Annotated in this window: 25 protein-coding genes and 1 pseudogene; 11 read left to right on the plus strand and 15 right to left on the minus strand. The window is 70.9% G+C overall.

The annotated features are described in order from the left end of the window. The first annotated feature begins 86 nt into the window (after positions 1 to 86). Positions 87 to 692, plus strand: coding sequence for a TetR/AcrR family transcriptional regulator (locus tag GXW83_RS18095; RefSeq protein ID WP_225447075.1), 606 nt, complete (start codon positions 87 to 89; stop codon positions 690 to 692). 25 nt (positions 693 to 717) lie between these two features. Here GXW83_RS18095 and GXW83_RS18100 read toward each other — a convergent pair whose 3' ends face one another. Both GXW83_RS18100 and GXW83_RS18105 read right to left on the minus strand, forming a co-directional pair. Then, positions 718 to 1275: a helix-turn-helix domain-containing protein gene (locus tag GXW83_RS18100; protein WP_182444078.1), complete on the minus strand. Its 558-nt coding sequence runs from the start codon at positions 1273 to 1275 to the stop codon at positions 718 to 720. A 3-nt stretch (positions 1276 to 1278) separates the two neighbouring features. Then, a pseudogene (locus tag GXW83_RS18105) lies at positions 1279 to 3530 on the minus strand (helix-turn-helix domain-containing protein). 148 nt (positions 3531 to 3678) lie between these two features. Here GXW83_RS18105 and GXW83_RS18110 point away from each other — a divergent pair. Together GXW83_RS18110 and GXW83_RS18115 are read left to right on the plus strand one after the other, a co-directional pair. Next, on the plus strand, positions 3679 to 4119 hold the full coding sequence (locus GXW83_RS18110; RefSeq protein WP_182444079.1) for a helix-turn-helix transcriptional regulator: 441 nt from the start codon (positions 3679 to 3681) through the stop codon (positions 4117 to 4119). A gap of 10 nt (positions 4120 to 4129) precedes the next feature. Continuing rightward, positions 4130 to 4540: a VOC family protein gene (locus tag GXW83_RS18115; protein ID WP_182444080.1), complete on the plus strand. Its 411-nt coding sequence runs from the start codon at positions 4130 to 4132 to the stop codon at positions 4538 to 4540. Between the two features lie 108 nt (positions 4541 to 4648). Here GXW83_RS18115 and cynS read toward each other — a convergent pair whose 3' ends face one another. Together cynS and GXW83_RS18125 are read right to left on the minus strand one after the other, a co-directional pair. After that, positions 4649 to 5119: a cyanase gene (cynS, locus tag GXW83_RS18120; RefSeq protein WP_182444081.1), complete on the minus strand. Its 471-nt coding sequence runs from the start codon at positions 5117 to 5119 to the stop codon at positions 4649 to 4651. A gap of 91 nt (positions 5120 to 5210) precedes the next feature. Then, a complete protein-coding gene (locus GXW83_RS18125; RefSeq protein WP_182444082.1) occupies positions 5211 to 5825 on the minus strand; it encodes a carbonic anhydrase in 615 nt (204 codons plus the stop codon). 123 nt (positions 5826 to 5948) lie between these two features. Here GXW83_RS18125 and cynR point away from each other — a divergent pair, with 123 nt between their 5' ends. Together cynR and GXW83_RS18135 are read left to right on the plus strand one after the other, a co-directional pair. After that, entirely contained in the window at positions 5949 to 6851 is a 903-nt protein-coding gene (cynR, locus tag GXW83_RS18130) for a transcriptional regulator CynR (RefSeq protein WP_182444083.1), read from the plus strand. A gap of 45 nt (positions 6852 to 6896) precedes the next feature. Beyond that, on the plus strand, positions 6897 to 7055 hold the full coding sequence (locus GXW83_RS18135; RefSeq protein ID WP_182444084.1) for a hydrophobic protein: 159 nt from the start codon (positions 6897 to 6899) through the stop codon (positions 7053 to 7055). Positions 7056 to 7142: 87 nt separating this feature from the next. Here GXW83_RS18135 and GXW83_RS18140 read toward each other — a convergent pair whose 3' ends face one another. The 6 genes from GXW83_RS18140 to GXW83_RS18165 all read right to left on the minus strand — a co-directional run bounded on the left by GXW83_RS18140 (position 7143) and on the right by GXW83_RS18165 (position 11531). Then, positions 7143 to 7718: an alpha/beta hydrolase gene (locus GXW83_RS18140; protein WP_225447076.1), complete on the minus strand. Its 576-nt coding sequence runs from the start codon at positions 7716 to 7718 to the stop codon at positions 7143 to 7145. 3 nt (positions 7719 to 7721) lie between these two features. Beyond that, positions 7722 to 7940, minus strand: a complete 219-nt coding sequence (locus GXW83_RS18145) for a hypothetical protein (RefSeq protein WP_182444085.1) — start codon at positions 7938 to 7940, stop codon at positions 7722 to 7724. A 76-nt stretch (positions 7941 to 8016) separates the two neighbouring features. Beyond that, positions 8017 to 8676 (minus strand): SDR family oxidoreductase, encoded by a 660-nt coding sequence (locus GXW83_RS18150; protein WP_182444086.1) that lies wholly within the window; start codon positions 8674 to 8676, stop codon positions 8017 to 8019. Between the two features lie 24 nt (positions 8677 to 8700). Continuing rightward, positions 8701 to 9360 (minus strand): methionine ABC transporter permease, encoded by a 660-nt coding sequence (locus GXW83_RS18155; RefSeq protein WP_182444087.1) that lies wholly within the window; start codon positions 9358 to 9360, stop codon positions 8701 to 8703. A 1-nt stretch (position 9361) separates the two neighbouring features. Then, positions 9362 to 10432, minus strand: coding sequence for a methionine ABC transporter ATP-binding protein (locus GXW83_RS18160; RefSeq protein WP_182444088.1), 1071 nt, complete (start codon positions 10430 to 10432; stop codon positions 9362 to 9364). Between the two features lie 127 nt (positions 10433 to 10559). Further along, complete coding sequence (locus GXW83_RS18165) at positions 10560 to 11531, minus strand: MetQ/NlpA family ABC transporter substrate-binding protein (protein ID WP_182444089.1); 972 nt, start codon at positions 11529 to 11531, stop codon at positions 10560 to 10562. 558 nt (positions 11532 to 12089) lie between these two features. Here GXW83_RS18165 and GXW83_RS18170 point away from each other — a divergent pair. Continuing rightward, positions 12090 to 12635 (plus strand): GNAT family N-acetyltransferase, encoded by a 546-nt coding sequence (locus GXW83_RS18170; RefSeq protein WP_182444090.1) that lies wholly within the window; start codon positions 12090 to 12092, stop codon positions 12633 to 12635. 31 nt (positions 12636 to 12666) lie between these two features. Here GXW83_RS18170 and GXW83_RS18175 read toward each other — a convergent pair whose 3' ends face one another. From GXW83_RS18175 to GXW83_RS18185, 3 genes are all read right to left on the minus strand, one after another. After that, entirely contained in the window at positions 12667 to 15135 is a 2469-nt protein-coding gene (locus GXW83_RS18175) for a SpoIIE family protein phosphatase (RefSeq protein ID WP_370466729.1), read from the minus strand. A 41-nt stretch (positions 15136 to 15176) separates the two neighbouring features. After that, on the minus strand, positions 15177 to 19757 hold the full coding sequence (locus GXW83_RS18180) for a HAMP domain-containing protein (RefSeq protein ID WP_182444091.1): 4581 nt from the start codon (positions 19755 to 19757) through the stop codon (positions 15177 to 15179). A 173-nt stretch (positions 19758 to 19930) separates the two neighbouring features. After that, the gene (locus tag GXW83_RS18185) at positions 19931 to 20164 is read right to left on the minus strand and encodes a DUF2945 domain-containing protein (RefSeq protein ID WP_182444092.1); all 234 of its coding nucleotides are present in this window, start codon (positions 20162 to 20164) and stop codon (positions 19931 to 19933) included. 150 nt (positions 20165 to 20314) lie between these two features. On the opposite strand from GXW83_RS18185, the gene GXW83_RS18190 reads away from it, so the two are divergent. From GXW83_RS18190 to GXW83_RS18205, 4 genes are all read left to right on the plus strand, one after another. Continuing rightward, positions 20315 to 20698, plus strand: a complete 384-nt coding sequence (locus GXW83_RS18190; RefSeq protein WP_182444093.1) for a PRC-barrel domain containing protein — start codon at positions 20315 to 20317, stop codon at positions 20696 to 20698. An 82-nt stretch (positions 20699 to 20780) separates the two neighbouring features. Continuing rightward, positions 20781 to 21095 carry a hypothetical protein gene (locus GXW83_RS18195; RefSeq protein WP_182444094.1) on the plus strand — a complete coding sequence of 105 codons (315 nt, stop codon included), beginning with the start codon at positions 20781 to 20783 and terminating at the stop codon, positions 21093 to 21095. Between the two features lie 73 nt (positions 21096 to 21168). Beyond that, positions 21169 to 21411 carry a hypothetical protein gene (locus GXW83_RS18200; protein WP_182444095.1) on the plus strand — a complete coding sequence of 81 codons (243 nt, stop codon included), beginning with the start codon at positions 21169 to 21171 and terminating at the stop codon, positions 21409 to 21411. A 68-nt stretch (positions 21412 to 21479) separates the two neighbouring features. Beyond that, positions 21480 to 21980 (plus strand): hypothetical protein, encoded by a 501-nt coding sequence (locus tag GXW83_RS18205; RefSeq protein WP_182444096.1) that lies wholly within the window; start codon positions 21480 to 21482, stop codon positions 21978 to 21980. A 46-nt stretch (positions 21981 to 22026) separates the two neighbouring features. Here the strand turns inward: GXW83_RS18205 and GXW83_RS18210 are convergent, their stop codons facing one another. Then, complete coding sequence (locus GXW83_RS18210) at positions 22027 to 22467, minus strand: VOC family protein (RefSeq protein WP_182444097.1); 441 nt, start codon at positions 22465 to 22467, stop codon at positions 22027 to 22029. 46 nt (positions 22468 to 22513) lie between these two features. Continuing rightward, positions 22514 to 22801: a DUF1905 domain-containing protein gene (locus GXW83_RS18215; protein ID WP_182444098.1), complete on the minus strand. Its 288-nt coding sequence runs from the start codon at positions 22799 to 22801 to the stop codon at positions 22514 to 22516. 172 nt (positions 22802 to 22973) lie between these two features. On the opposite strand from GXW83_RS18215, the gene GXW83_RS18220 reads away from it, so the two are divergent. Further along, positions 22974 to 24440, plus strand: a complete 1467-nt coding sequence (locus tag GXW83_RS18220; protein ID WP_182444099.1) for an aminotransferase class I/II-fold pyridoxal phosphate-dependent enzyme — start codon at positions 22974 to 22976, stop codon at positions 24438 to 24440. Positions 24441 to 24470 lie beyond the last annotated feature (30 nt).

The raw sequence follows: 24470 nt of genomic DNA on the forward strand, positions 1-24470 counted from the left end.
ATCATGAGCAAACGGAACCTCGTTCCACTAACGATACGGAACAAGGTTCCGCATCGCAAGCCCGACAGCGGAGGAAGGGGAAACGCGTGACCAACGTGGGCAACGGCGACGGAGACGGCGAAGCGGGGAACACGGCCCGTCCCAAGCGGGCGGACGCCCGACGCAACCGGGAGACGCTGCTCGACGCAGCCGCAGCCGTGTTCGTCACCTCAGGCGTGGAAGCGCCGGTGCGCGACATCGCTGCCCGGGCGGGCGTCGGCACGGGCACGATCTACCGGCACTTCCCCACGCGGGCGGATCTCATCATCGCCGTGTACCGGCACCAGGTCGAGGCGTGCGCCGAGGCCGGTCCGACGCTGCTGACCGGCAGCGCGACAGCTCATGCCGCGCTCGGGCAGTGGATCGACCTGTTCGTCGACTTCCTGGTCACCAAGCACGGACTCGCCGCCGTACTGCACTCCGACAATGCCGACTTCGAGGCGCTGCACGCCTACTTCCTCGACCGGCTGGTGCCCGTGTGCGCCGAGTTGCTCGCAGCCGCCGTGGCCGCCGAAGAGATCAGCGCCGACGTGGACGCCTACCAACTCATGCGCGGCGTCGGCAATCTGTGCATCGGCGCGGAGAGCGATCCCCGCTACGACGCGCGCCGCCTGGTCGCCCTCCTCATCGCGGGTCTGCGCGTCGCGCAGTGAGCCCGCGCCCGGAACGGCTCCCGCTCTAGAAGGAGACGTCGAAGTAGACGATGTCGGTGATGTCGACTTCGAGCCCGGCGGCGCGGCCGCCGCCGTCCTTGAAGTAGACCTCCTGGAGCCCTTCGGCGACGATGTCGCGGAGTTCCCGGTCGCCCGCGCCCTGCTGCTGCGCGTCGAAGAGACGGGCGGCGTAGGGCGCGGGGAGGTGGACGGTGAGCCGGCGTTCGCGGGGGTCGTCGGTGGTGCCGATCGGGGCGGTGTAGCCGAAGCGGGCACGGGTCTCGATGGTGATCCCGCCGCTGGTCGCGGCGCGCTTGCGGGCCTGGCGGCGGACCCGGGGCTGCCAGGCCTTGGCCGCCTCACGGACCAGGGCCGCGCGCAGCTGCGGGCGCGGGGTCTTGCGGGTGCCCGCCAGGTAGCGCTCCACCGTGCGCTGGGAGACGCCCAGGCGCGCGGCCACGGCCCTGGTGGAGCCCTTCTCGGCGCGCATCAGCAGCCGGATCTGGGCGAGCGGCGTCTTCGGCGGCTGGCGGGTGAACTGTTCGCGGTCGCCGCGCAGCAGTGCGTCCTCGATGGCGGTCACCGGCTACTCCCCCTCGTCCAGGACCGCGTCGCCGCCCTTGATGTGGCGGGCCGGGTTGAGCGGCGACGGCGTTCGTTCCATCAGGTCGACGGCCCACAGCATCGGTTGCACGCCCTCCACCTTGGCCAGGCCGGGTGTGGCGCCGAGCCGGAACGTCCCGGGCAGCACCTTGCCCGCACCGGTCAGCGGCAGGAAGCCGAGCGGGTCCGGGGTCGAGCTGGGGTAGACGACGCAGTCCGACAGCACCGCCAGGGGGTAACGTCCGTTGGCCCGGGCGACGTTGGCCATCTTGCGGTGCAGGTTGACCCGGGCCTTGGCGATGACCGCGGCGCGGATGTCCGGCCGCCAGGTCGCGCGTTCCAGGGCGGGCCAGCGCTCCCCGTCGCGGTAGTGGCGGCCCTGGGGGCGCTCGCGGAGCTTGCCGATGCCGCCCTTGACGGTCGACTTGATGGCCGACAGCACCATGGCGATCTGCTGGTGCCGCAGGTGCGCCGCCGCCAGGGCGTCGTCAGCCGCCGGCTCGTGCAGGCCGGCCTCGGCCAGCTCCCGGCGGAGCGCGGACAGATCGGGGTGGGCGGCCTTGAGGATGCGGTGCGCGTTCATGGCGGCGAGGAAGCGGCGCTCGTCGGCGTCCTTGTCGACGGGGATGCCCGCGTCGGCCATGGTGGTCACGTATGCCTCGCGCAGCCGGTCGTGCCACGGATCCAGGTACGGGCCCGACGCGTGGCGCAGGAACGCCTCGACCGGTGCGACGTCGGCCCCCAGCTCCACGGCGTACGCCACGGTGGGTGTCGCGTACCAGGCGGGGCCGGTGGGGCGCTGCCCGGACGGGGTGAACGGGCTGGGGAGCAGCGGGTCGGTGTCGACGTGGGAGAGGTCGACGTACCAGCTGCCGGGGTCTTCTTGTCGAACGCCGGGTAACGGACGTGCTCGGGCGCGCCCAGGCCGACGGTGAGGCGGGCGGCGGCGGCGAGGAAGGCGGTGTTGATGTCGATGCCGACCGCCCAGGGCAGCAGCATCTCCGCATCGGCGAGTGTCTCCACCGGGCGGACCCACTGGTAGGCCTCCTCGTCGAGGAACCCGGCCGTCCAGCCCTGGGCGACCGGGTGTTCGGCGGTGGCCTCCGGCGGCGCCGGGTCCACCGGTCCGGCGAGCGCGCCGGGGTTGGGCGCGGAGACCCATGCCCCGGCCTCGTTCCTGGCCGCGCGGGTCGGCGGGCGCAGACTGGTCATCAGCTCCAGGCCGGAGACGGCGGTGGAGCCGCGCGGAGTGATCACCCGGCTGGCATAGACCCCGAGCACACGGGCCAGTTCGGGCGCGGGCAGGCGTCCGGCGTCGCCCCAGGCGCGGGCGTCCAGGGCGTCCCAGGGCAGGACCGCCAGCTGGACGCACTGGCGCTGACCGTCGGTGGCGGGACGGTAGATCCGCGCCCACGGGCCGAACCCGCGCTTGGTCAGCTGCCATTTCGCCCGGGTGATCTGCTTGACGACCTTGTGGCTCTCCGGCAGCCGCCGGGACCGCAGCGCCTCCTCGCTGTCGAGCGCGGGCGGCAGTCCGAGCCGCTGCACGGCCCCGGCGGTGAGCACGACCAGCGGGTCGCCGTCCTTGCCGTTGCGGTGCAGGCGCGGGGTGCCCAGCCCGGACTCGCGCAGGGTCCACTCCACGAGCTGCGGAACGGTGGTCGCGGGGCACTCCAGCACCAGGCCGCCGAGCCCGTACGCATGGCCGTCGCCGTCCAGCACCACGAGCGGCCCGTGCGGGAACCGGGTATCGGCGGGCTGCACGGCCTTCGGCGCGGCGGGTCGGCGCGGCGCGGAGGCGGAGGCGGGGGCGGGCGCAGGCGCCGGTTCGGGCGCGGCGGTCGGCGACGGCGCGGCCGGGGGCTGCGGCGCGGCGGCCGGTGGCTGCGCGACGGGTGCGGAGGGCGAGGGGACGGTCGGCGCAGCGGCGGCGGGCGCGGGTGTTGCGGGGGCGTCCGGGGCGTGCTCGGGAGCGGGCGCCGCGGCCGGGTAGCGCTCGGCCCAGCCCTCCAGCAGCCGCAGGTACGCCTGCAGACGGGGCGGCCGTGGTTCGCTGCGGCCGTTCTCCCAGTTCTTCACCGTCTGCGTGGTGGACTTGAGCGCGGCGGCAAGGCGGGCCTGGGTGACGCCGGCGGCCTCCCGCAGCCGTACCCGCTCGGCCGGGTCGGGCAGCTGCGGCTGAACGCCTTCCAGGAGCGCGTCAACCGCATCGAACAGCTCTTCCTGAGTTGCCACGGCGACAAGCTAGCACATGTTTATCCTTGTCATTATCCGTATTTTTTACTCTTGAATTACCCGGCCGCAGATGGTCCGATTCACTCCTGTTCGTGCATCTGCGCAGGTCAAACCGGCTTTGTCGGAGCCCGGTGGTAGTGTCGTTGCCATGAACTCGCGTGATCTTGCCAACCTCGCGCACCTCCGGCGGGCACGGGATCTGATCGACCGGGAGTACGCCCGTCCGCTCGACGTGCCGACGATGGCCCGCCACTCGCTGATGTCGCCCGCGCATTTCGCCCGGCAGTTCCGGGCCGCCTACGGCGAGACGCCGTACAGCTACCTGATGACGCGCCGGATAGAGCGGGCGATGGCGCTGCTGCGTGCGGGCGCCAGCGTGACCGATGCGTGCATGGAGGTCGGCTGTACCTCGCTCGGCTCGTTCAGCTCCCGTTTCAGCGAACTCACCGGAGAGACGCCGAGCGCGTACCGCGCACGCGAGCACAGCGCGGTCGCGGCGATGCCTCCCTGCGTGGCGAAATCACGGACCCGGCCGACCCGGCAGACACCGAGCAGGATTCGAGAAGCGGGCCGCGAGAGCGCCGCCTAGCGTTACCCCCATGAACATCTCACTCCAGTACTGCCACATCACCGTCAACGACGTGGACGAGGCCCTCGGCTTCTACCGCGACGCCCTCGGCCTGGAGGTGCGCAACGACGTCGCCTCGGGCGGATTCCGCTGGGTCACCCTGGGCAGCGCGGCCCAGCCCGACCTGGACATCGTGATCTCGGAACCGCACGCGGGACGCTCCCAGGCCGACGGGGACGCCCTGCAGGAGCTGCTCACCAAGGGCGTCCTGCCGATGGTCATCTTCCGCTCCGACGACCTCGGCGCGACCTTCGAGAAGGTGCTGGCCTCCGGCGCCGAGGTGCTCCAGGAGCCCATGGACCAGCCCTGGGGCCCGCGCGACTGCGCCTTCCGCGACCCCTCGGGCAACATGGTACGGATCTCCCAGGCCCCGAAGGCCTGACCGAGGCCGGCAGCCGCCCACCGGCTCCCCGCCTCCCTTCGGGGGTCGGCGGGGAGCGGGCCGGGCAAGAGCGTCACGCGTGCACGGAATGCTGGGGAGGACGCACCGCTAGAAGGGCTTGGTGGGCAGGTACTTGCCGTCCAGGGTGATGACCGCGCGCTCACCGCCCTCGGGGTCGGCGACCTTCTTCACGTCGAGCTTGAAGTTGATGGCGCTGATGATGCCGTCGCCGAACTCTTCGTGCACCAGCGCCTTCAGCGTGGTCCCGTAGACCTGCAGCATCTCGTAGAAGCGGTAGATGGTCGGGTCGGTCGGGATGCCGCCGGGGATCGAGCCCCGGGTGGGGATGGTCTGCAGCAGCATGGCTGCATCGTCATCCAGGCCGAGGAGCCGGGCGACAGCGGTGGCCGACTCGGCCGGGAGGGCATGCTGGCCGAGCACGGCCGCGGTGACGTAGGCGACCGACAGACCGGCCGCGTCGGCGATCTGCTGCCAGGAGAGGTCCTGGCGCGTCTTGGCGTCGACGGCCGCGATGGCCAGAGCCTGCCGGGCAGAGGGGTCGAACTGGGCGTGCGGCATGGAGGGGTTTCCTTTCAGCAGCGCCGACCGGCCACAGCACGGGCCGGTACGGCGGGTTGATGGGCTTTCGGACAAGAGAACTGACGCCTGGTCAGGCAACGGTTTCCCCGAGCACGTCGGCGCCGGTGCCGACCTGCTCGACGGTTCCGGTGCCGATGTCGTAGACCCAGCCGTGGAGGCTGAGCGTGCCCGCAGCGAGGGCGCGGGCGACCGAAGGGTGCGTGGCCAGCGTGCCGAGCTGGGTGGCGACGTTGTCGCGTACCAGCGCGGCCACTCGGCCCGCCCCGTCCCGCACTCCCCTGTCGGCGATCCGGGCTCGGGAAACGTCCGCCTGGCGCAGCCAGTGGGCAACGGCGGGCAGCTCCGCCAGGTCGTGGTCGTCAGCCAGCGCGGTCATCGCCCCGCAGGCGGAGTGCCCGCAGACGAGGATGGCGGACACGCCCAGGACGGTGACGGCGTACTCGATGCTGGCGGTGACCCCGTCGGCGCCGGAGGCGTAGGCGGGAACCAGGTTGCCGGCGGTGCGGATGACGAACAGCTCGCCCGGCTCGCGCTGTGTGATCAGCTCGGGCACGACCCGGGCGTCGGAGCAGCCGATGAACAGGGTGTCCGGCCGGTGGGTGGTGGCGAGGCGGGCGAAGAGCGGCGCCTTGCCGGGGAACACGTTGCGCTGGAAGCGTGCGACGCCCTGGACGAGGTCCTGCATGGTTGCTCCCTTCGGTGGACGTCGACTCGTGCGGCCGACGCTCTCCACCCTGCATGAGCTGCTCCTATAGTGTCCAAGTCCTCCTATCCACGCTTTCCATTGCTCTCATCTATAGTTCCTGGTGTGACCCCAGAACTGCGTCATCTGCGCTATCTGCTCGCCGTCGCCGAGCACGCCAGCTTCACCCGTGCGGCCGAAGACCTGCGCATCTCCCAGCCGACCCTCTCCCAGCAGATCAGACAGCTGGAGCGGACGGTGGGCGTCCAATTGCTGGACCGCACCGGCCGCACCGTACGCCTCACCGATGCCGGCGCGGCCTACGTCCACTACGCCCGGCGTGCGCTCCAGGACCTCGCCGCCGCCGAACGCGCCGTCCATGACGTGCAGGACCTCTCCCGGGGCACGCTTCGCCTGGCCATGACGCCCACCTTCACCGCGTACCTCATCGGGCCGCTCGCCGAGCAACTGCACACCCATCACCCCCATGTCGTGTTGGAGGTGCGGGAGATGACGCACAATCAGATCGAGTCAGCCCTGTTGGCCGATGCGATCGACCTGGGCATCGGCTTCGACCGGCCGCACCCTCCCGGCGTCACCGGCACCACCCTGTTCACCGAGACCCTCAGTCTGGTCGTCGGCGCACCGAACCCGTATGCCGGACGCACCGAGCCGCTGCCGGTACGCGCGTTGCACGGTTACCCTCTCGCCCTGCTCAGCGACGACTTCGCCACCCGTGGCCACATCGACGCCCACCTCGCGGCGCACCAGGTGCAGCCGCGCATCGCGGTGCAGGCCAACTCCATCCATGCCATCACCGAGATCGTCCAGCGCACGTCTCTCGCCACCGTGCTCCCCGACGCCATCACCCGCACCCACGACCACCTGCACCCCGTCGCCCTGACACCCGCGCTGCCCCCGCGCACCGTCACCCTGCTGCGGCGCGACAGCACCTACCAGAGCGCCGCCGCGCGCGCCTTCACCGCGCTCACCCTGCGCTGGACGGACGCGCCGAAAACACGGGATTGACCGCAGGCAGTCGGGGCAGACGCGGGTGGACGAAGGAGGAAGACAATGGGTGCACTTCTGCTGGTTCTGCTGCTCGCCCTGATCCTGGGTGGTGCCGGTTTCGCTCTGCATATTCTCTGGTGGGTCGCCATCGTGGTGCTGGTGTTCTGGGTCCTCGGGTTCGCCTTCCGGGGCTCCGGCGGCGGCCGTTGGTACCGCTGGTAATCCCCGCACTCCCCACCGAGGGGGCCGCCCGCACCGGGACGGCCCCCTCAGTGCGTCCCGTCAACGCCAACAGCACTGCCGAAAAGCTCAGTTGATCAGTCGGTCGAGCAGATCGAAGGTCGGATAAGGCTGGTTGTGGTCGCCGAAGTGCCCGTCGTCGCGGACGATCTGCGTGCCGCCCAGCCGTTCGAACATGGCACGGCCCTGCCTGTCATCACAACCGTACGGATCCTGCACGGAGTTGATGAAGTACAGGTCACGTGCGTGGGCTTTGATCGCCGCCCAGTCGTAGGTGTCCTGGAGGACGGGTTCGTCCTCGGTGTTCGGCCTGGTGGAGTATCCGGCGACGAGCACGGCCTGAGCTACCGTCACATCGATGTGCTGCAGGACCGCGAGGAGCAGGGCGGCGCCTCCGGAGTGCCCGACCAGCACCGTGCTCTCATCGAATGCGTGCCGGGACAGGACCGTGGGCAGGAACGACGCGATGGGCTCGACGTTCAGGCCGGGGTAGTGCGGAATCTCGACGCGGTATCCCCGCTCGGCCAACTGCCGCCCCAGCCAGGGGTACCAGCAGACCTCGGGGCTTCCGCCCGTTCCGTGGAAGATGATCGCATGGGGCTGCACGGAACCGTCCATCCTTTCGTCGGCGCTCTCGGAGCGCATCCGCTAGCAGGCGAGCATCTTCTGGATGGCCTGGCGCGTCACGCCCAACTCCCTGGCGATGTCGGCCTGCGACACGCCCTGGTCGATGAGGCCCTGCATGAGGTCGCGTCGCTCGGCGGAGAACTGCCGTGCCAGGCGCGTGTGGTGGATGGCCTGCGCCCGCACGTCCTTGATGCGGTCGAAGGTCGACTGGTACGCGGAGAGATCCCTGATGTCTGCCATGCTCAATAGTGACAACCAGAGGTTGACGATGTCAACCCCTGGTTGTCAGATCTGTCGGGCCCGGGCACCCGCAACGTCAGCCGACGACGGCCTGCACCGCCTCGCCGACCGGCACGTCCCCGCCGATCAGCTCGAGCGTCCTTCCCGCTGTCCGTGGTTCGTCCAGCAGGGCCACGAGCACGGCGGCCACGTCGTCGCGCGTGACCGCGCCGCGTCCGGTTGACTCGGCGAGGCGGACCCGGCCGGTGCCGACGTCGTCGGTCAGCCGCCCGGGGCGCAGGACGGTCCAGTCGAGCCCGGCCCGCGCCCGGACGTCCGCGTCGGCGGCGCCCTTGGCGCGCAGGTAGGCGGCGAAGACCGGGTCCATGTCCTGCGGGGGCTCGTCGTCGGCGCCCATCGCCGAGACCACGATCAGCCGCCGCACCCCGGCGGCCTCGGCTGCGTCCGCACAGAGCGCACACGCGCCACGGTCCACCGTGTCCTTGCGCTCCACACCGCTGCCGGGCCCGGCCCCGGCGGCGAAGACCAGCGCGTCGGCGCCGCGCAGATGCCGGGCGACCTCCTCGACCGAGGCTGACTCCAGGTCGCACACCACCGGCTGGGCCCCCGCAGCCAGCAGGTCGTCCGACTGCTCCGGTTTGCGGATGAACCCCGCGACCTCGTCCCCACGCGCGCGGAGCAGCCCTTCCAGCCGCAGTGCGATCTGACCATGACCACCAGCAATGACGATGCGCATACGTCCGACACTAGACCGTTTCCCTCAGCGGCGCAGGGCGCGGCGGGCCAGCCAGTTGCCGAGGAACTGGCCGGCCTGGACGATGACGACGATCGTCGCCACGGTGATGTAGACGACCGGCCAGTTGTAGCGCTGCGAGCCGTAGGTGATGGCGAAGTCGCCGAGGCCGCCGCCGCCGAAGAGGCCGGCCTGGGCGGACATGTCGACCACGGCGATGAAGATGAACGTGTAGCCGAGGATCAGCGGGCCCAGTGCCTCGGGGATCAGCACCGTCAGCAGGATGCCGACCGGTCGGGCGCCGGTGGCCCGGGCGGCCTCCACCACGCCGGGGTCCACGGTGAGCAGGTTCTGCTCGACGATCCGGCTGATGGCGAACGCCGCCGACAGCGACAGCGCGAAGGTGACCGCGTTGGTGCCGATGGTGGTGCCGATGGCGTGCAGCATCAACGGCTGGATCGCGGTGATGAAGATGACGAACGGCACCGGCCGGACCACGTTGACCAGCACGTTGACGATCAGGAAGACCGCTCGGTTGGCCAGCAGGCTGCCCGGGCGCGTCGCGTACAGCACCAGGCCGAGGGCCAGGCCGAGCACACCGCCGACCACCAGCGAGATGCTGACGATGTAGAAGGTCTGGCCGATCGCCTCGCGGAAGACCGACAGGTTGGTGAGGAACTCGTGCATGTCAGGCTTCTTCCTCGACGAGGTCGACGCCGTCCGCGCGCAGCGCCTGCAGGGCTGCGTCCACGGCGCCGTCGGGGCCGGTCAGTTCGAAGGTCAGGCTGCCGACCGGCCGTTCCTGGATCTCGCTGATGCCGCCGAACACGATGTCCGCGGCCACCTGGTGGTCCAGGAACCGGCGGGCCAGCCGGGTCTGGAAGCCCGCCTGGTCGCGCACCTGGACGGTGATCAGCCGGCCGGGGTGCGCGGCGCGCAGCCGGGCCAGGGTCTGCGGCGAGGGGCGGTCGCGCAGCGTCGTGCGGACGAAGCGCGCGGCGGCCTCGGTCTGCGACCGGGCCAGGACGTCGTAGGCGGTGCCGGTCTCGACCACCCGGCCGGAGTCGAGCACCGCGACCCGGTCGGCGACCGAGCGGATGACGTCCAGTTCATGGGTGATGATCACGATGGTGACCCCGAGGTCGCGGTTGACCTGGCGCAGCAGGGCCAGCACCTCACCGGTGGTCTCCGGGTCCAGGGCGCTGGTCGCCTCGTCCGCCAGCAGCAGCGAGGGCTCGGTGGCGAGCGCGCGGGCGATGCCCACCCGCTGCTTCTGGCCGCCGGACAGCTGCTCGGGGTGGTCGTGGGCGCGGTCGAGCAGCCCGACGAAGTCCAGCAGCCGCGCCACCCGCCGGTCGCGTTCGGGTTGGCGCACGCCGGCGACCTTCAGCGGGTAGGCGACGTTGCCGGCGACCGTGCGCGAGCGGAAGAGGTTGAACTGCTGGAAGACCATGCCGATGTCGCGCCGCACCTCGCGCCGGCCGCGTTCGCCGAGCGTGGTCAGGTCGTGCGAGCCGACGTGGACGCGGCCGGTGGTGGGCGTCTCCAGGCCGTTGATCAGCCGTACCAGTGTGCTCTTGCCGGCGCCCGAGTGGCCGATGACGCCGAACACCTCGCCTCGGCGGATCTCCAGGCTGACGTCGTCGAGCACCACCTGCGGCGGGGCCTTGCGCCCCTTGCCGGGGAAGGTCTTGCCGACGTGGTCGAAGCGTACGTGCACCGGTGCGGGCGCGGGGGTCGGCCGGCTGTTCGCGGGCATCGGGTTCCCTAACTCCGGTCCGGCCCGGCGGCGTTGCTGCGGCCGCCGGGCCGTGCCGGTTCTGCTGGGCGCCCCGGTGTGGGGGGCGCGTGGGTTGCTGTGCCGCCGGGCGCGGGCGGGCGGCGGGTTACTGCTGCGCGGCCTTGGCCTGCTGCTCCACGGTCGCCAGCTCGGACTGCAACTGGGCGGCCGGGACGTCGCGGAACACGGCGGTGCCGCCGTTGGCCGCCTGGACGCCCTTCTCGATGGACGGGTCGTGGTAGAGCGCGGCGAGCTTCAGGTACGTCGGGTTGTCCGCGTCGGCCTTGCGGGCGACGAAGATGTTCACGTAGGGCGCGGCGCTGGGGCTGGCCGGGTCGTCCTGGAAGATCGCCTGCGAGCTCGAGAGCTTGGCGCTGGTGGCGTAGTTGTTGTTCACGATCGCGGCCGCCACCGAGCCGTTGAGCAGGGCGGTCGCGGTCTGCGAGGCGTCGAGTGTGGTGACGGCGACCTTGTGGGTCTCGATGTCGGCGGTGGTGGAGAACGCGGTGCCGCCGTCCTTGAGGGTGAGCAGCCCGGCGGCCTGGAGCACCAGCAGGCCGCGGGCCTCGTTGATGGCGTCGTTGGGGATCGCCACCTTCGCGGCGTCCGGCAGGGCGGCCGGCTTGGCGTACTTCAGGGAGTACAGGGGCAGCGGGTAGACCGCGGTGGCGCCGATCGGCTGGAGGTCGTCGTGCGCGGTGGCGTTGTAGTTGGCCAGGTACTGGATGTGCTGGAACTCGTTGAGGTCGAGCTGGCCCTGCTTCAGCGCCGGGTTGGGCTGGCTGTAGTCGCTGAAGTTGACGATCTTCACAGTGATGCCGAGCTGCTTCTTGGCCAGCTCTGTGTAGGTCTTCCAGTAGGGCTGGGAGGCGTCGGTGACGCCGATGCTCACCGTCTTCGAGCCGCCGCCGGAGCTGCCGGAGTTCGCCAGGACCAGGCCGACGACCAGGGCGACGACCAGGGCCAGCGCGGTGGACGCGATCCAGGCCACGCGGCTGCGGCCGGGGCCGCGCGAGGGCAGCTGCGGCTCGTCGGCCGACGGCTCGGGGGTTCCGTTCGACAGGGATGGCTCAGCCATGACAAGTACCTCCGGTGTGTTGTTCCCGTGCTTCGGGAAGGGGGTTTTCTGGCAGCGGGCAGACATGGCCGCGGCACGCGTACGCACACCTGGACGGACGGGATCGACGACCGGCGAGGGCCGATCGCTACCGGATCGCGGAGGGGTGGGCGGGCGCAACCGCGCAGCCGGGCTGCGGGGCGCTCAAGGGGCCGTGCGGTGTCGTGAGGAGGTCAGCGACAGCAACAACAGCAGCGACAACGACAGCGACACGGCGAGCTGACGACCTGGACGTGGTCGACCGCTCGTCGACTCGTCAACAGGGCAGGACTCATGGCGAACACGCTAGCAGCCCGCCGACACCCCTCCGGCACAGCTGTGACGTGCACGATCACCCGCACCCCGGCCCGCGCGGCCCCCTGCGCCAAGCGCTCCCTAGGGGACACCTGTGCCGGGGCCCGCCCCGGCCCCCGGCTCCGCAGCCCCATCCGTAACGTGATTTTCATACTTGCCCGCCTTCCGGCCCCGGCACCGGAAACGAGATGCACCCCGGCCCCGCGAGCTGCAAGGCTGCACACCATGGACGTCCACCTCGAGCCCTGGTCGGAATCCGCGCTCGCCCTCCTGCGACGGATCAACACGCCGCAGATGCGCCACCACGTCGGCGGTCCCGAACCGGAGGACAGGCTGCTCGCCCGGCACGGGCGGTACCTCGCCCTGCAGGGCACCGGCCGTGGGTGCATGTTCGTGGTCCGGCTGGGCGACGAGGCGGTCGGCAGCATCGTCTACCACCGGCGCGACTGGCAGGGCCGGCAGGTCTACGAGGCCGGCTGGAACGTGCTGCCGCCCTACCAGGGCCGCGGCCTCGCCGCTGCCGCCGGGGCAGCCCTGATCACGGTCGTCCGCACGGCCGCGCTGCTGCCCGGCGCGCCGCAGGAGCTGCACGCTTTCCCGTCCGTGCGCAACGCCCCCTCCAACGCGCTGTGCGGCCGCCTGGGCTTCGTACTGCTGGGCGCCTGCGACTTCGAGTACCCGGCGAACAGCGGCACCCTGATCCGCAGCAACGACTGGCGCCTCGACCTCGCCGACACCGCCCCTCCGCAGGAGGATCGCGCCCGGGCCTGACGGGACTCCCCGCCCCGCTGCGGTACCGGCCTCAGACCACGCTCACGCCGATGAGGCAGGTGTCGTCGTCGGTGTCCGCGTGGCTGTACAGCAGCAGGTGGTCGAGCTGCCGGTCGACGTCCTTCGCGTCGTTGACGACGGGGGCGGACTGCGCCGTCTTCAGGAGGTTGTTGATGGATTCCTGCACCGAGCGGTCGCGGCGCTCGATCAGGCCGTCGGTGTACAGCATCAGGGTGTCCCCGGTCTCCAGCTGGATCTCGCCCTCCTCGTACTCCGCGTGGGCGATGGCGCCCAGGAGGATGCCGCTGATGTTGGACAGGGTCCGCGCATGGCCTTCGCGCAGTAGGACGGGCGGCAGGTGGCCGGCCCGGGCCCAGCGGAGCCGGCGGGTGTCGGGGCGGTATATGCCGCAGATGGCGGTGGCGGTGACGTTGTCGGTCAGATGGTGGGTGACGGTGTTGAGCCAGGCCAGGAGTTGGGCGGGGCCGGCCCCGGTGGCGGCCAGTCCGCGCAGGGCGTTGCGCAGGGCCACCATGCCGGTGGCGGCCTTGATGCCGTGACCGGCGACGTCGCCCACGCACAGGAGGACGTGGCCGGTGGGCAGGGCGACCGCGTCGTACCAGTCGCCGCCGACCTTGTGGTTCGTCTCGGCGGGCCGGTAGCGGACGGCGACGCGCAGGTCGTTCAGGTCCAGGGGGCCGCGGTTGGGCGGCATGATGGCGTGCTGGAGCTGGAGGGCGAGCCGGCTCTGCTCCGCGGCCTGCTGCTCGGTGTGGGCGAGCTGGTCGCGGGTTGCGGCCAGGGCGACCTCGGTCCAGTGCTGGGCCGAGACGTCCTGGTAGGCGCCACGAATGGCGGCGATCCGGCCGTCGTCATCCAGGACCGGTTCGGCCACGACCCGGATGTAGCGGCTGATGCCGTCGGCACGCTGCAGCCGGAAGGCCGTCGAGGCCGGACGCATGTGGTGCAGCAGGGTCCGCAGGAAGCGCCCGATGGAGTGCGCGTCGTCCGGATGGGCGTGGGCCGGCAGCCGTTCCAGGGCGATGGGCTGGGCGGTGGGGGGCAGGCCGTAGAGGTCGTAGACGGTGTCGTTCCAGGCGATCTCCTGGGTGTGCAGGCTCTCCTCGAACCCGCCGATCCGGCCCAGCCGTTGGGCGTGCTGCAGCAGCCGGGCCACCTGGGGGGTTCCTTCGCTGAGCCTCCAGATGACCACCACGAACGTCCCCTGCCGGCTGATGCTCACCCCTGCCTGGGTGTTGAGCGCGACGCCGTCGACCAGGGCGGTCAGCGTCATCTGCTCGGCACGGAACGGCTCGCCGGTCGCCAGGACGTGTTCGACCTTCTCGTAGAGGCCCCCGGGCTCGGCCGAGAGCGGGTACGCCGCCAGCAGGGAGGCACCGGCGATGAGGTTCCGCGGCCGTCCGGCGAAGTCCACGAAACTCGGATTGAGGTGCCGGATATGGAAGTTGACCGGGATGTCGGCCGCGTCCAGGAGCGGTTCCAGGATCAGGCAGGGATCGTGGAGGCCGTCGGTGAGTTCCAGCAGTTCGGTGAGGCGGGGGTCCTGGCCCCGGCCGGTCTGGGTCTGCACGTCCGTGGAGGGTGCGGAATCCAGGGCGGTCGCGCACAGTTGCGCGAGCACCTCGAACTGCCTTTGCAGCGACTGCGGTTGCTCCGGCAGCGGGTCGTGCCAGCAGATTTCCAGCACCCCGGTGATGCGTCCGCCGGTACCGGCCGGAACGGCCAGCCGGCCCCCGCTCAGCTCCCGCTGGCCGATGGACGGCAGGGAGGCGTCACCGAGGGTGTCGTAGCCGGTTGCCACCCGGTTGTTGAGGGCCTGCCGGGCAGGGGTGGGGACGCCCGGAGGGACGTGGCGCCAGCGCGCCGGTTCGTCGGTAGTGAAGCCGGCGCTGCCGACGAGGGAGAGGGACTGGTCGGCGTGGGCTGCCCAGATGGCGACCGCGCTCGCGCCCAAGGGCTTCAGGGCGTGTTCGAAGATCGCCTGGGCCACGGCCTGCGCGTCGCCCGCTGTCAGCGTGCCGGCTTCGGCGCTGCGCAGCCGAAGGCTCACCGAGGGAGTGGGCGCGGGGTCGGCGACGGCCGCGACGAAGTGCCGCGCCATGTCCGCGATCTGGTCCCGGGACGCCTGGTTGACCAGGTCGGCGGCCAGTTCCAGGGTGGAGAGCCCGGCCTGGTCGGCCAGGGCCTCCAGCTGTCCTGCCGCCTGCCGGGGGGTGCAGCCCAGCCGCTCGACCAGCACACCCGTCGCCAGTTCGACCAGGGCCCGGCCGTCGGACTCCGCATGCGCCTGCTGCAGTTCGGCACGCAGCCATTCGACGGTGTCGGCCAGGCGTCCCAGAGCCCCCGTCTCATGCCCGGACAGGCCGTCCGGCTCCCCGGGCACGACCAGGTCGTGCGCCGCCCATGCCCCCAGCCCGGGCGGAACAACGCCCTGCTCTGTTCCGTTCTCGCGGTCCCCGGGCTGTTGGGGGCTCTGCACGACGCTGCTCCTCGGGTATGACGTTGACGGCTCGACGGGTGCTATGCGGGCAGGTGCCGCTTGATGCGGGCGATCAACTCTCTCGCGTCCACGGGCTTGGTGACGTAGTCGCTCGCGCCGGAGGCCAGACTCTTCTCCCGGTCCCCGATCATGGCCTTGGCGGTGACGGCGATGATCGGCAGGGTCGCGTGTTCCGGCATCGTCCGGATCGCCGCGGTGGCCGCGTAGCCGTCCATCTCCGGCATCATCACGTCCATGAGGATCACGTCGATCTCGGCGTGCTCCGCGAGGGCGTCGATGGCGGCCCGGCCGTTCTCCGCCTGCAGCACCCGCACTCCGTGGAGTTCGAGGATGCCGGTGATGGCGTAGAGGTTGCGGTCGTCGTCGTCGACCACCAGCACGGTGCGCCCCGCGAGCGAGCCGTCGATGTCCTGGGTGAACGCCCCGGCGGCCTCCTCGGCACGGACCAGGGGAAGCACGTCGCCGGGCTGGTCGGCGCTGAGGTAGAGGGCGATGCGCTCACGCAACTCGTCGAGGCTGGAGATGAGTTCGATCGGCTGGGAGGCGGCGCGCTCCTGCAGGGCCCGTTCCTGCCCGGCGGCCAACCGCCGGTTGCTGTGCGCCAGCACCGGCACGCCCTGCAGCATCGGGTCGCTTTCCATCGAGGCGAGCAGGCCCATGGCGGCGCCGTCGGCCAGGTCCAGTTCGAGGATGACGCAGTGGCAGGGGGTGGCGGCCAGCGCGGCTGCCGCCTCCTGCGCGCCCACCGCGGTGATCATCTCCACCGGGCCGCGCGGACCGTTCAGGTTCGCGTGGGCGGCCAGGTCGGCCACGGCGCTCTCGGCGACCAGCGACAGCAGGCCGCGCGACCGCTCCTCGATGACCAGCAGGCGCTTGGGCTGCGGCTGGACGTGGTCCGCCGTCACGTTGATCACCTTCTCCACGCCCGCCTCGGGGCCGGGAGTGGGGTCGGCCTCCAGCGCGGCCCTGGTCCGCTCCACGGTCAGTTCCGCGAAGTCTGGCCGCGCGACCGGCAGGTAGAGCGTGAAGGTGCTGCCCTCCCCCAGGACGCTCTCGGCGGTGATCGCCCCGCCCAGGAGGAACGCGATCTCCCGGCTGATCGACAGGCCCAGCCCCGTCCCGCCGTACTTGCGGCTGGTGGTGCCGTCGGCCTGCTGGAAGGCCCCAAAGACGGTCTCCAGGTGCTGGGCGGCGATGCCGATCCCGGTGTCCACCACCCGGAAGGCGACCACCGGGCCGCCGCGCCGCGCGGTCTCCGGCGCACGCGACTCCTGGACCATCTCGATCCGCAGCTCGACGCTGCCGTTCTCGGTGAACTTCACCGCGTTGGACAGCAGATTGCGCAGCACCTGACGCAACCGGTAGTCGTCCGTGAGCAGTTCGGTCGCCACATTGGGAGCGGTCTTCACGTGGAACGACAGGCTTTTCTGGCTGGTCAGCGGCCGGAACGTGGCCTCGACGTAGTCGAGGAGCTTGCGCAGCGGGATGCGTTCGGGGTTGACGTCCATCTTGCCGGCCTCGACCTTGGACAGGTCCAGGATGTCATTGATGAGCTGCAGCAGGTCCGAACCGGCCGAGTGGATGATGCCCGCGTACTCGACCTGCTTGGCGGTCAGGTTCCTGGAGGGGTTCTGGGCCAGCAACTGGGCCAGGATCAGCAGGCTGTTGAGCGGCGTGCGCAGCTCATGGCTCATGTTGGCCAGGAACTCCGACTTGTACTTGGAGGCCAGGGCCAACTGGTGGGCGCGGTCCTCGAGTTCCTGGCGGGCCTGCTCGATCTCCAGGTTCTTGGTCTCGATGTCGCGGTTCTGCGCTGCCAACAGCTCGGCCTTGTCCTCCAGTTCCGCATTGGAGGACTGCAACTCCTCCTGCCGGGCCTGGAGTTCCTCGGAGCGGGTCTGCAGTTCGGCGGTCAGCCGCTGGGACTCGCCGAGCAGTTCGTCGGTGCGGGCGTTGGCGATGATGGTGTTGACGTTGACGCCGATGGCCTCCCGCAGCTGCTCCAGGAAGTCGCGGTGGACCTGGGTGAACGCCTGGACGGTGGCCAGTTCGATGACGCCCAGCACCTGCTCCTCGACCACGATGGGCAGCACGACCAGGGAGACCGGCTCGGTGCGCCCCAGGCCGGAGGAGATGGTGGCGTAGCCGGGCGGCAGGTTGTCCACGGCGATGGTGCGCTTGCTGCGCGCGGCCTGGCCGACGAAGGACTGGCCCAGCTTGAAGCGGGTGCCTGCTGCCTCGTCGGGGTGTGCGTAGGAGCCGATCAGGTTGAGGTAGGTCTCCGAGCCGGTCTCCTCGGCCAGGTAGAAGGCGCCGTACTGGGCCGATACCAGCGGGGTGAGCTCGTCCATGATCAGTTCGGCGACCACGGGCAGGTCACGGCGCCCCTGCATCAGACCGGAGATCCGGGCCAGGTTGGACTTCAGCCAGTCCTGCTCCTCGTTGGCCCAGGTGGTCTCGCGCAGCGACTCGACCATGAAGTTGATGTTGTCCTTGAGGTCGGCGACCTCGCCGGAGGCGTCGACGGTGATCGAGCGGGTCAGGTCGCCGGCCGCGACCGCGCTGGTGACCTCGGCGATGGCGCGGACCTGCCGGGTGAGGTTCCCGGCCAGCTCGTTGACGTTCTCGGTCAGCCGCTTCCAGGTGCCGGAGACGCCCTCGACCTCGGCCTGCCCGCCCAGGCGCCCCTCGCTGCCGACCTCGCGGGCCACCCGGGTGACCTCGGCGGCGAAGGAGGACAGCTGGTCCACCATGGTGTTGATGGTGGTCTTCAGCTCCAGGATCTCGCCCCGGGCGTCCACGTCGATCTTGCGGGTCAGGTCGCCGTTGGCCACCGCGGTGGTGACCTGGGCGATGTTCCGGACCTGGCTGGTCAGGTTGTGCGCCATGAAGTTGACGTTGTCGGTCAGGTCCTTCCAGGTGCCCGCGACGTTCGGCACCCGGGCCTGGCCGCCGAGGGTGCCCTCGGTGCCGACCTCGCGGGCCACTCGGGTCACCTCGTCGGCGAAGGCCGACAGGGTGTCGACCATGGTGTTGATCACCCCGGCCAGCGCGGCGACCTCGCCCTTGGCCTCCACGTTGATCTTCTGCGACAGGTCGCCCTTGGCGACGGCGGTGGCAACCTGGGCGATGGAGCGCACCTGGCCGGTCAGGTTGGACGCCATCACGTTGACGTTGTCGGTCAGGTCCTTCCAGGTCCCGGACACCCCGCGCACGGTGGCCTGGCCGCCGAGGTTGCCCTCGGTGCCGACCTCGCGCGCCACCCGGGTGACCTCGTCCGCGAACGCGCCCAACTGGTCGACCATCGTGTTGATGGTCTCCTTCAGCTCCAGGATCTCGCCACGCGCATCCACCCGGATCTTCTGCGACAGGTCGCCCTTGGCCACCGCCGTGGTCACCTCGGCGATCGAGCGCACCTGGGCGGTCAGGTTGTCGGCCATGACGTTGACGGACTCCGTCAGGTCACGCCAGGTGCCGGAGACGTCCCGCACGTCCGCCTGGCCGCCCAGGCGCCCCTCGGTGCCGACCTCGCGCGCGACCCTGGTGACCTCTCCGGCGAACGAGGAGAGCTGGTCGACCATGGTGTTGATGGTGTTCTTCAGTTCCAGGATCTCGCCGCGCGCCGTGACGTTGATCTTCTGGGACAGGTCGCCGTCGGCGACCGCGGTGGCGACCTGGGCGATCGAGCGGACCTGGGCGGTGAGGTTCCCGGCCATGAAGTTGACCGAGTCGGTCAGGTCCCGCCAGGTGCCGGAGACGCCCTTCACATCCGCCTGGCCGCCGAGGATGCCCTCGGTGCCGACCTCGCGGGCGACTCGGGTGACCTCGTCGGCGAACGCCGAGAGCTGGTCCACCATGGTGTTGACGGTGTTCTTCAGCTCCAGGATCTCGCCCCGGGCGTCCACGGTGATCTTCTGCGACAGGTCGCCCTTGGCCACCGCCGTGGTCACCTGGGCGATGTTGCGGACCTGGTCGGTGAGGTTCCCGGCCATGAAGTTGACCGAGTCGGTCAGGTCACGCCACGTCCCGGCGACGCCCGGGACCTGTGCCTGGCCGCCGAGGCGGCCCTCGCTGCCCACCTCGCGGGCGACTCGGGTGACCTCGTCGGCGAACGCCGAGAGCTGGTCCACCATGGTGTTGACGGTGTTCTTCAGCTCCAGGATCTCGCCGCGCGCCGCCACGTCGATCTTCTGCGACAGGTCGCCCTTGGCCACCGCGGTGGCCACCTGGGCGATGTCGCGGACCTGGCTGGTGAGGTTCCCGGCCATGGCGTTGACCGAGTCGGTGAGGTCCTTCCAGGTGCCGGAGACCCCCGGCACCTCGGCCTGGCCGCCCAGCTGCCCCTCGGTGCCCACCTCCCGCGCCACCCGGGTGACCTCGGAGGTGAACAGCGACAGCTGGTCCACCATGCCGTTGAAGACGGTGGCGATCTCGCCCAGCAGGCCGTCCGCGTCGCCCGGCAGCCGGGTGCCGAAGTCGCCGTCGCGCACCGCTGTCAGGCCCGCCAGCAGCTGGCGCAGCTCCGGCTCGCCGACCTGGGCGGGGCCGAAGCGGGCGGGGCTCTGTGGCCGGGGGTTGTTGGACTTTGCCGTGCCAGCCATCGAGTGTCGCCTCCGTAGAACGCCAGGCCCTTGGGCGGCTGGGACCGCCCTCCGGGGACCAGTGCCGGCTGGGGCGTCGTCAACCCTCGCCACCGCCTGAAAGCACCGTTCAGGAGGCTACCCCACGCGGTTCGCTCCGCCGTACCAGTCCGCCGCAGCGCTGCCTCCCCGGATCAACTCCGCTCTTTCTTCGCCCGCTTGGTCAGGGCCTGCGGCTTGTGGACGGCCGTGCCACCGGACTTCTCGCTCTCCACCACGTACTGCGGCTCCTGCGGCGAGGCGGCGACCGTCCGGCCCGCCGCCCGGCCCCGGCCGGTGAGCTTGCGCTTGACCGTGCCGATGGCGGTGCTTCCGTGGCTCCGCCAGCTCACCCGGTCACCTTCGGTGATCTTCGCGTGCTTCGCCATGACGTCCTCCTTGCAGGGATCACTTCTTTCTCCCTGTATGCCCGGGATGTCATGGTTCATCGGGATGCACGACTCGCGTGCTTGTCCTGCCGAGCCGGGGGCATACGTCAGCCGCAGACCTGACGCTTCAGACGAAGGCGAGGAGCCATGATGCCCACGACAGCCAGCAGCGACGCCCTGTGGGACTACCGCGAGAACACCGGGCGCTCCCTGGGGATGAGCGTGACCGGCTTCACGGTGCGGGCCAGTGACGGCAGGGTGGGGACGGTGCTGCGCACCCACAACGACCCGGGACGCGCGCACCTGATCGTCACCACCGGCCCCTGGGTCTTCGGCCAGGAGCTGGCCATCCCGGCCGGTCTGATCACCAAGGTCGACCCGGAGCACAAGACCGTGGTGCTGGCCTGCAGCCGGGCCCAGGCCAAGCAGGCCCCCCGGTACCGGCCGGACGCCCAGAACGCCTGGGACTCCTACCGGGAGAGCGCCACCGACTACTACACCTCGGCCGAGCCCATGAACCGGCTCGCCCCCTGACCGCGCCCGCGCGGTGACGCCCGGACGGCTCGGGACCGCCTCGGAGTGTTTCAGCACCACCACTTGTGGCTACACGCCAGCTATGAGCAGATTCGTCCTGACCGTACCGGGCACCTTCAAGCACCCCCTGCACGAGCAGGCCCGATCCCGGCTCCTGGCCGCGCTTCAGGGGGTGGACCCGGACGAGGTCGGCGCGGTACCCGAAGACCTCGACCTGCTGAGCGTGGACCCGGACGCGTCCAGGTTCGTACTGCGGCTGGAGGTCGAGGCAGAGGACCGGGACGCCGCCGGGGAGCAGGCCGAAGCGGCGGCGCGGACAGCCCTGAGGGCGGCCGGGTACACCGACGAGGATGCCCCCTTCGGCGTGCCGGTCGTGACCGCCATCGACGTCGGGTAGCCATCGGGTGGTCGGACGACGCGGCGGCGCCCCGGAGCGGTTTCCGCCGGGGGTGGTCGGGCAGGCGTGTGGCATGACTGACAAGATTCCTGCCCCGAGCAATGACCACGTCGACCGGGTCGTCCTGGCTGCGGACACCAACGGCGACGGCAAGCCCGACGTCTGGATGGTCGACGCGACCGGCGACGGCACCCCCGACGTGTTCGAGTTCGACACCACCGGCGACGGCCGACCGGACGTGACCCTGGTGGACGCCGATCACGACGGCGTCGCCGAGCAGGTCCTCGAAGGCGACGGGGGCCACCCCGTCGTCTGAGCCGCGCCCCGAGCCCGGCGCCCCGCACCCGGGCGCATTCATGACAGCGTCCCGGGCAGGCGTCGGGCATGGACAACACCACGCAGACGCCCGAGGCCGTTCCCCCGGCCGAATGGCTGCGGCGGATCGAAGCCGCCACCGCCGACCACATCCGCAGCCGTATCGTCCTCGACAACCTCATCGCCAACGCCCGCGCCGCCGGTGTGCCGATGGAGCAGATCGAGGGCCGCAGCCCCTATGACTACGGTCTCGCCCTGCACGCCGCCGACCGGGTCGACGCCGAACGCATCACCGGGCACACCGCGCCCGAGCACCTGATACCCGCCCACGACGCCACCACGGACCCGCAGGCCCCGGTGATCGTCGGTCCGCTGCTCGGCGGCGCCCTCGACCGGGAGGTCAGCGTCGCTCACAAGGACGCCCCCGCCGCCCTGCGGGCCTGCGCCGACCAGCAGCAGTTCGAGGAGTTCGTCCGGCGCGAGCGGCCCGACCTCGACCCGAACGACGCCACCCAGGTGCACTGGGCCGGCCACCCCGAGGAGTGGCCCGAGAATCCCCCCGAGGCATGAGTCAGACAGAGCAGCAGCCGAGGCCGCCCCGCATGCCGGGCCCGGGTCAGCCGATCTGCTCGGCCAGCGCGACGATGATGCCCGCCGGGCCCCGGAGGTAGCAGAGCCGGAAGACGCTCTCGTACTGCACCACCTCGCCGAGGAGTTCGGCGCCGTGGGTGCGCAGGCGGGCGACGGTACCGTCGATGTCGTCCACGGCGAACATGACGCGATGCAGGCCCAGGGTGTTGGGCGGCGGGTTCTGCGGCACGCTGCTGGACGCCGCGGGGCTGTGGTACCTGGTCAGCTCCAGCCTGCCGTGGCCGTCCGGGGTCCGCATCATGGCGATGTCGCTCCGGACGCCGTCGAGCCCCACGATGCGGTCCACCCAGGGGCCTTCGACCTGCTGGGTGCCTTCCAGCTCCATGCCCAGTTCGGTGAAGAACGCGACGGCCGCGTCCAGGTCCTCGACGACGACGGCGACGTTGTCCATCCGCTGAATGGTCACGGCTCCGAGCATAGGAAACGCGGCGGCCCGGGCGTCCGAGCCGCGCCTACAGGCGAACGGTCAGGGCCACGGAGACGTCGCTGCCGACCGAGAGGCCCTGCGGCTTGCGCACCGCGTTCTTGACCGGCAGCAGATAGCCGCCGTCCCTGGGGAAGAGCGACGTGGTGAAGGTGGTCTCGCCGATCCGGGCCTCGACCGGGATCACGCCCCAGCCGTACGAGGCCATCGCGGCCACCTCACGGATGTCGGCGCACTGCTCCCTCGGTACGGCGACGAAGTAGAACGGCGCAGGTCCGCGCCATTCGATCACACGACCGGCGAAGGTGACGTCCACGAGACGGTCCGTTCCTCGGTGAGGGCCAGAATGCGCCCAGCGTACCCGCGGTGCCGCCGCCGTCCTCCTGCTCCCCTGCACTGTCGCGGACGGGTCGGCCAGGACGCGCGGCCGCTCGTCCGGCTCCGGTGGCAGGCGTTTTTCGACCGCTGACCGGGGCAGGTGGGCGGGTATGGACCATTCGAAGGCACCTGTCCTCGCGGCCTTGGACGCTTACCACGCCACCGGCCAACTGCCCTTCACTCCCCCGGGCCACAAGCAGGGGCGCGGCGCCGATCCACGGGTTCGGGCTGTGCTGGGTGAGGCGGTGTTCCGCTCCGATGTGCTGGCCACAGCCGGTCTGGACGACCGGACATCCTCGGGAGGAATCCTGGAGGAGGCGGAAGCGCTGATGGCCGACGCGGTCGATGCCGACCACACGTTCTTCTCCACCTGCGGGAGTTCGCTGTCGGTCAAGGCCGCGATGCTGGCCGTGGCCGGACCGCACCAGAAGCTGCTGGTGGGGCGGGACGTGCACAAGTCGGTGGTGTCCGGCTTGATCCTTGCCGGGATCAACCCGGTGTGGGTGGAACCGAATTGGGATCCGGAACGACATCTGGCCCACCCGCCGTCCGCGCAGGCGTTCGAGGCGGCCTTCGCCGCGCACCCCGACGCACGCGGCGCGCTGGTGACCAGCCCCACCCCGTACGGGACCTGCGCGGACATCAGCGCCATCGCGCAGGTGTGCCACGACCGCGACAAGCCGTTGATCGTGGACGAGGCGTGGGGCGCGCACCTGCCCTTCCACCCCGACCTTCCCTCCTGGGCGATGGACGCGGGTGCGGACATCTGCGTGACCTCGGTCCACAAAATGGGCTCCGGCCTTGAGCAGGGCTCCGTCTTTCACCTGCGAGGCGACCGGGTCGAGCCCGATGTCCTGAAGCAGCGCGCGGACCTGCTGGCCACCACCAGCGCGTCCGTGCTGATCTACGCCGGATTGGACGGCTGGCGCCGCCAGATGGTCGAGCAGGGCCGGGACCTGTTGGACCATGCCCTCGGCCTGGCCCGCCAGGTACGCGAGCGGCTCGGCGCCATCGACGGTCTGCACGTGAACGACCGCGCTGATTTCTGCGGACCGGAGCGGGCTTTCGACATGGACCCGCTCCAGGTCTTCGTCGACCTCTCGGAGCTCCGGATCACCGGCTACGATGCCGCCGACTGGCTGCGCGAGCACCACCGGATCAACCTGCACCTGTGCGACCACCGGCGGATCAGCGCTCAGCTCACCCACGCCGACGACGCCCACTCCGCTGAACGGCTCGTGAACGCGCTGCAGGACCTGGTACGCCATGCCGACCGGTTCCGGCCCGCACCGGTGGTGGAGATCCCCGATCCCGCGCAGCTGATGGGCGAGCAGGTGGTGCTGCCGCGCGACGCGTTCTTCGGCGCCGTCGAGGAAGTTCCCTGGGAGAAGGCCGAGGGGCGCATCGCCGCCGAGATGATCACGCCCTATCCTCCCGGGATCCCCGCTGTGGTGCCCGGCCAGCGGCTCAACGCCGCTGTTCTGCGCTACCTGCGTACCGGCGCTGACGCCGGCATGGTCATTCCCGACGCCGCCGACAGCAAGGTCACCAGCGTCCGTGTCGCTGCCCAGGACTGAGGACGCCGGTGGCGGGCAGGAGACAGAACT

Source organism: Streptacidiphilus sp. PB12-B1b (genome assembly GCF_014084125.1).
Lineage (GTDB): Bacteria > Actinomycetota > Actinomycetes > Streptomycetales > Streptomycetaceae > Streptacidiphilus.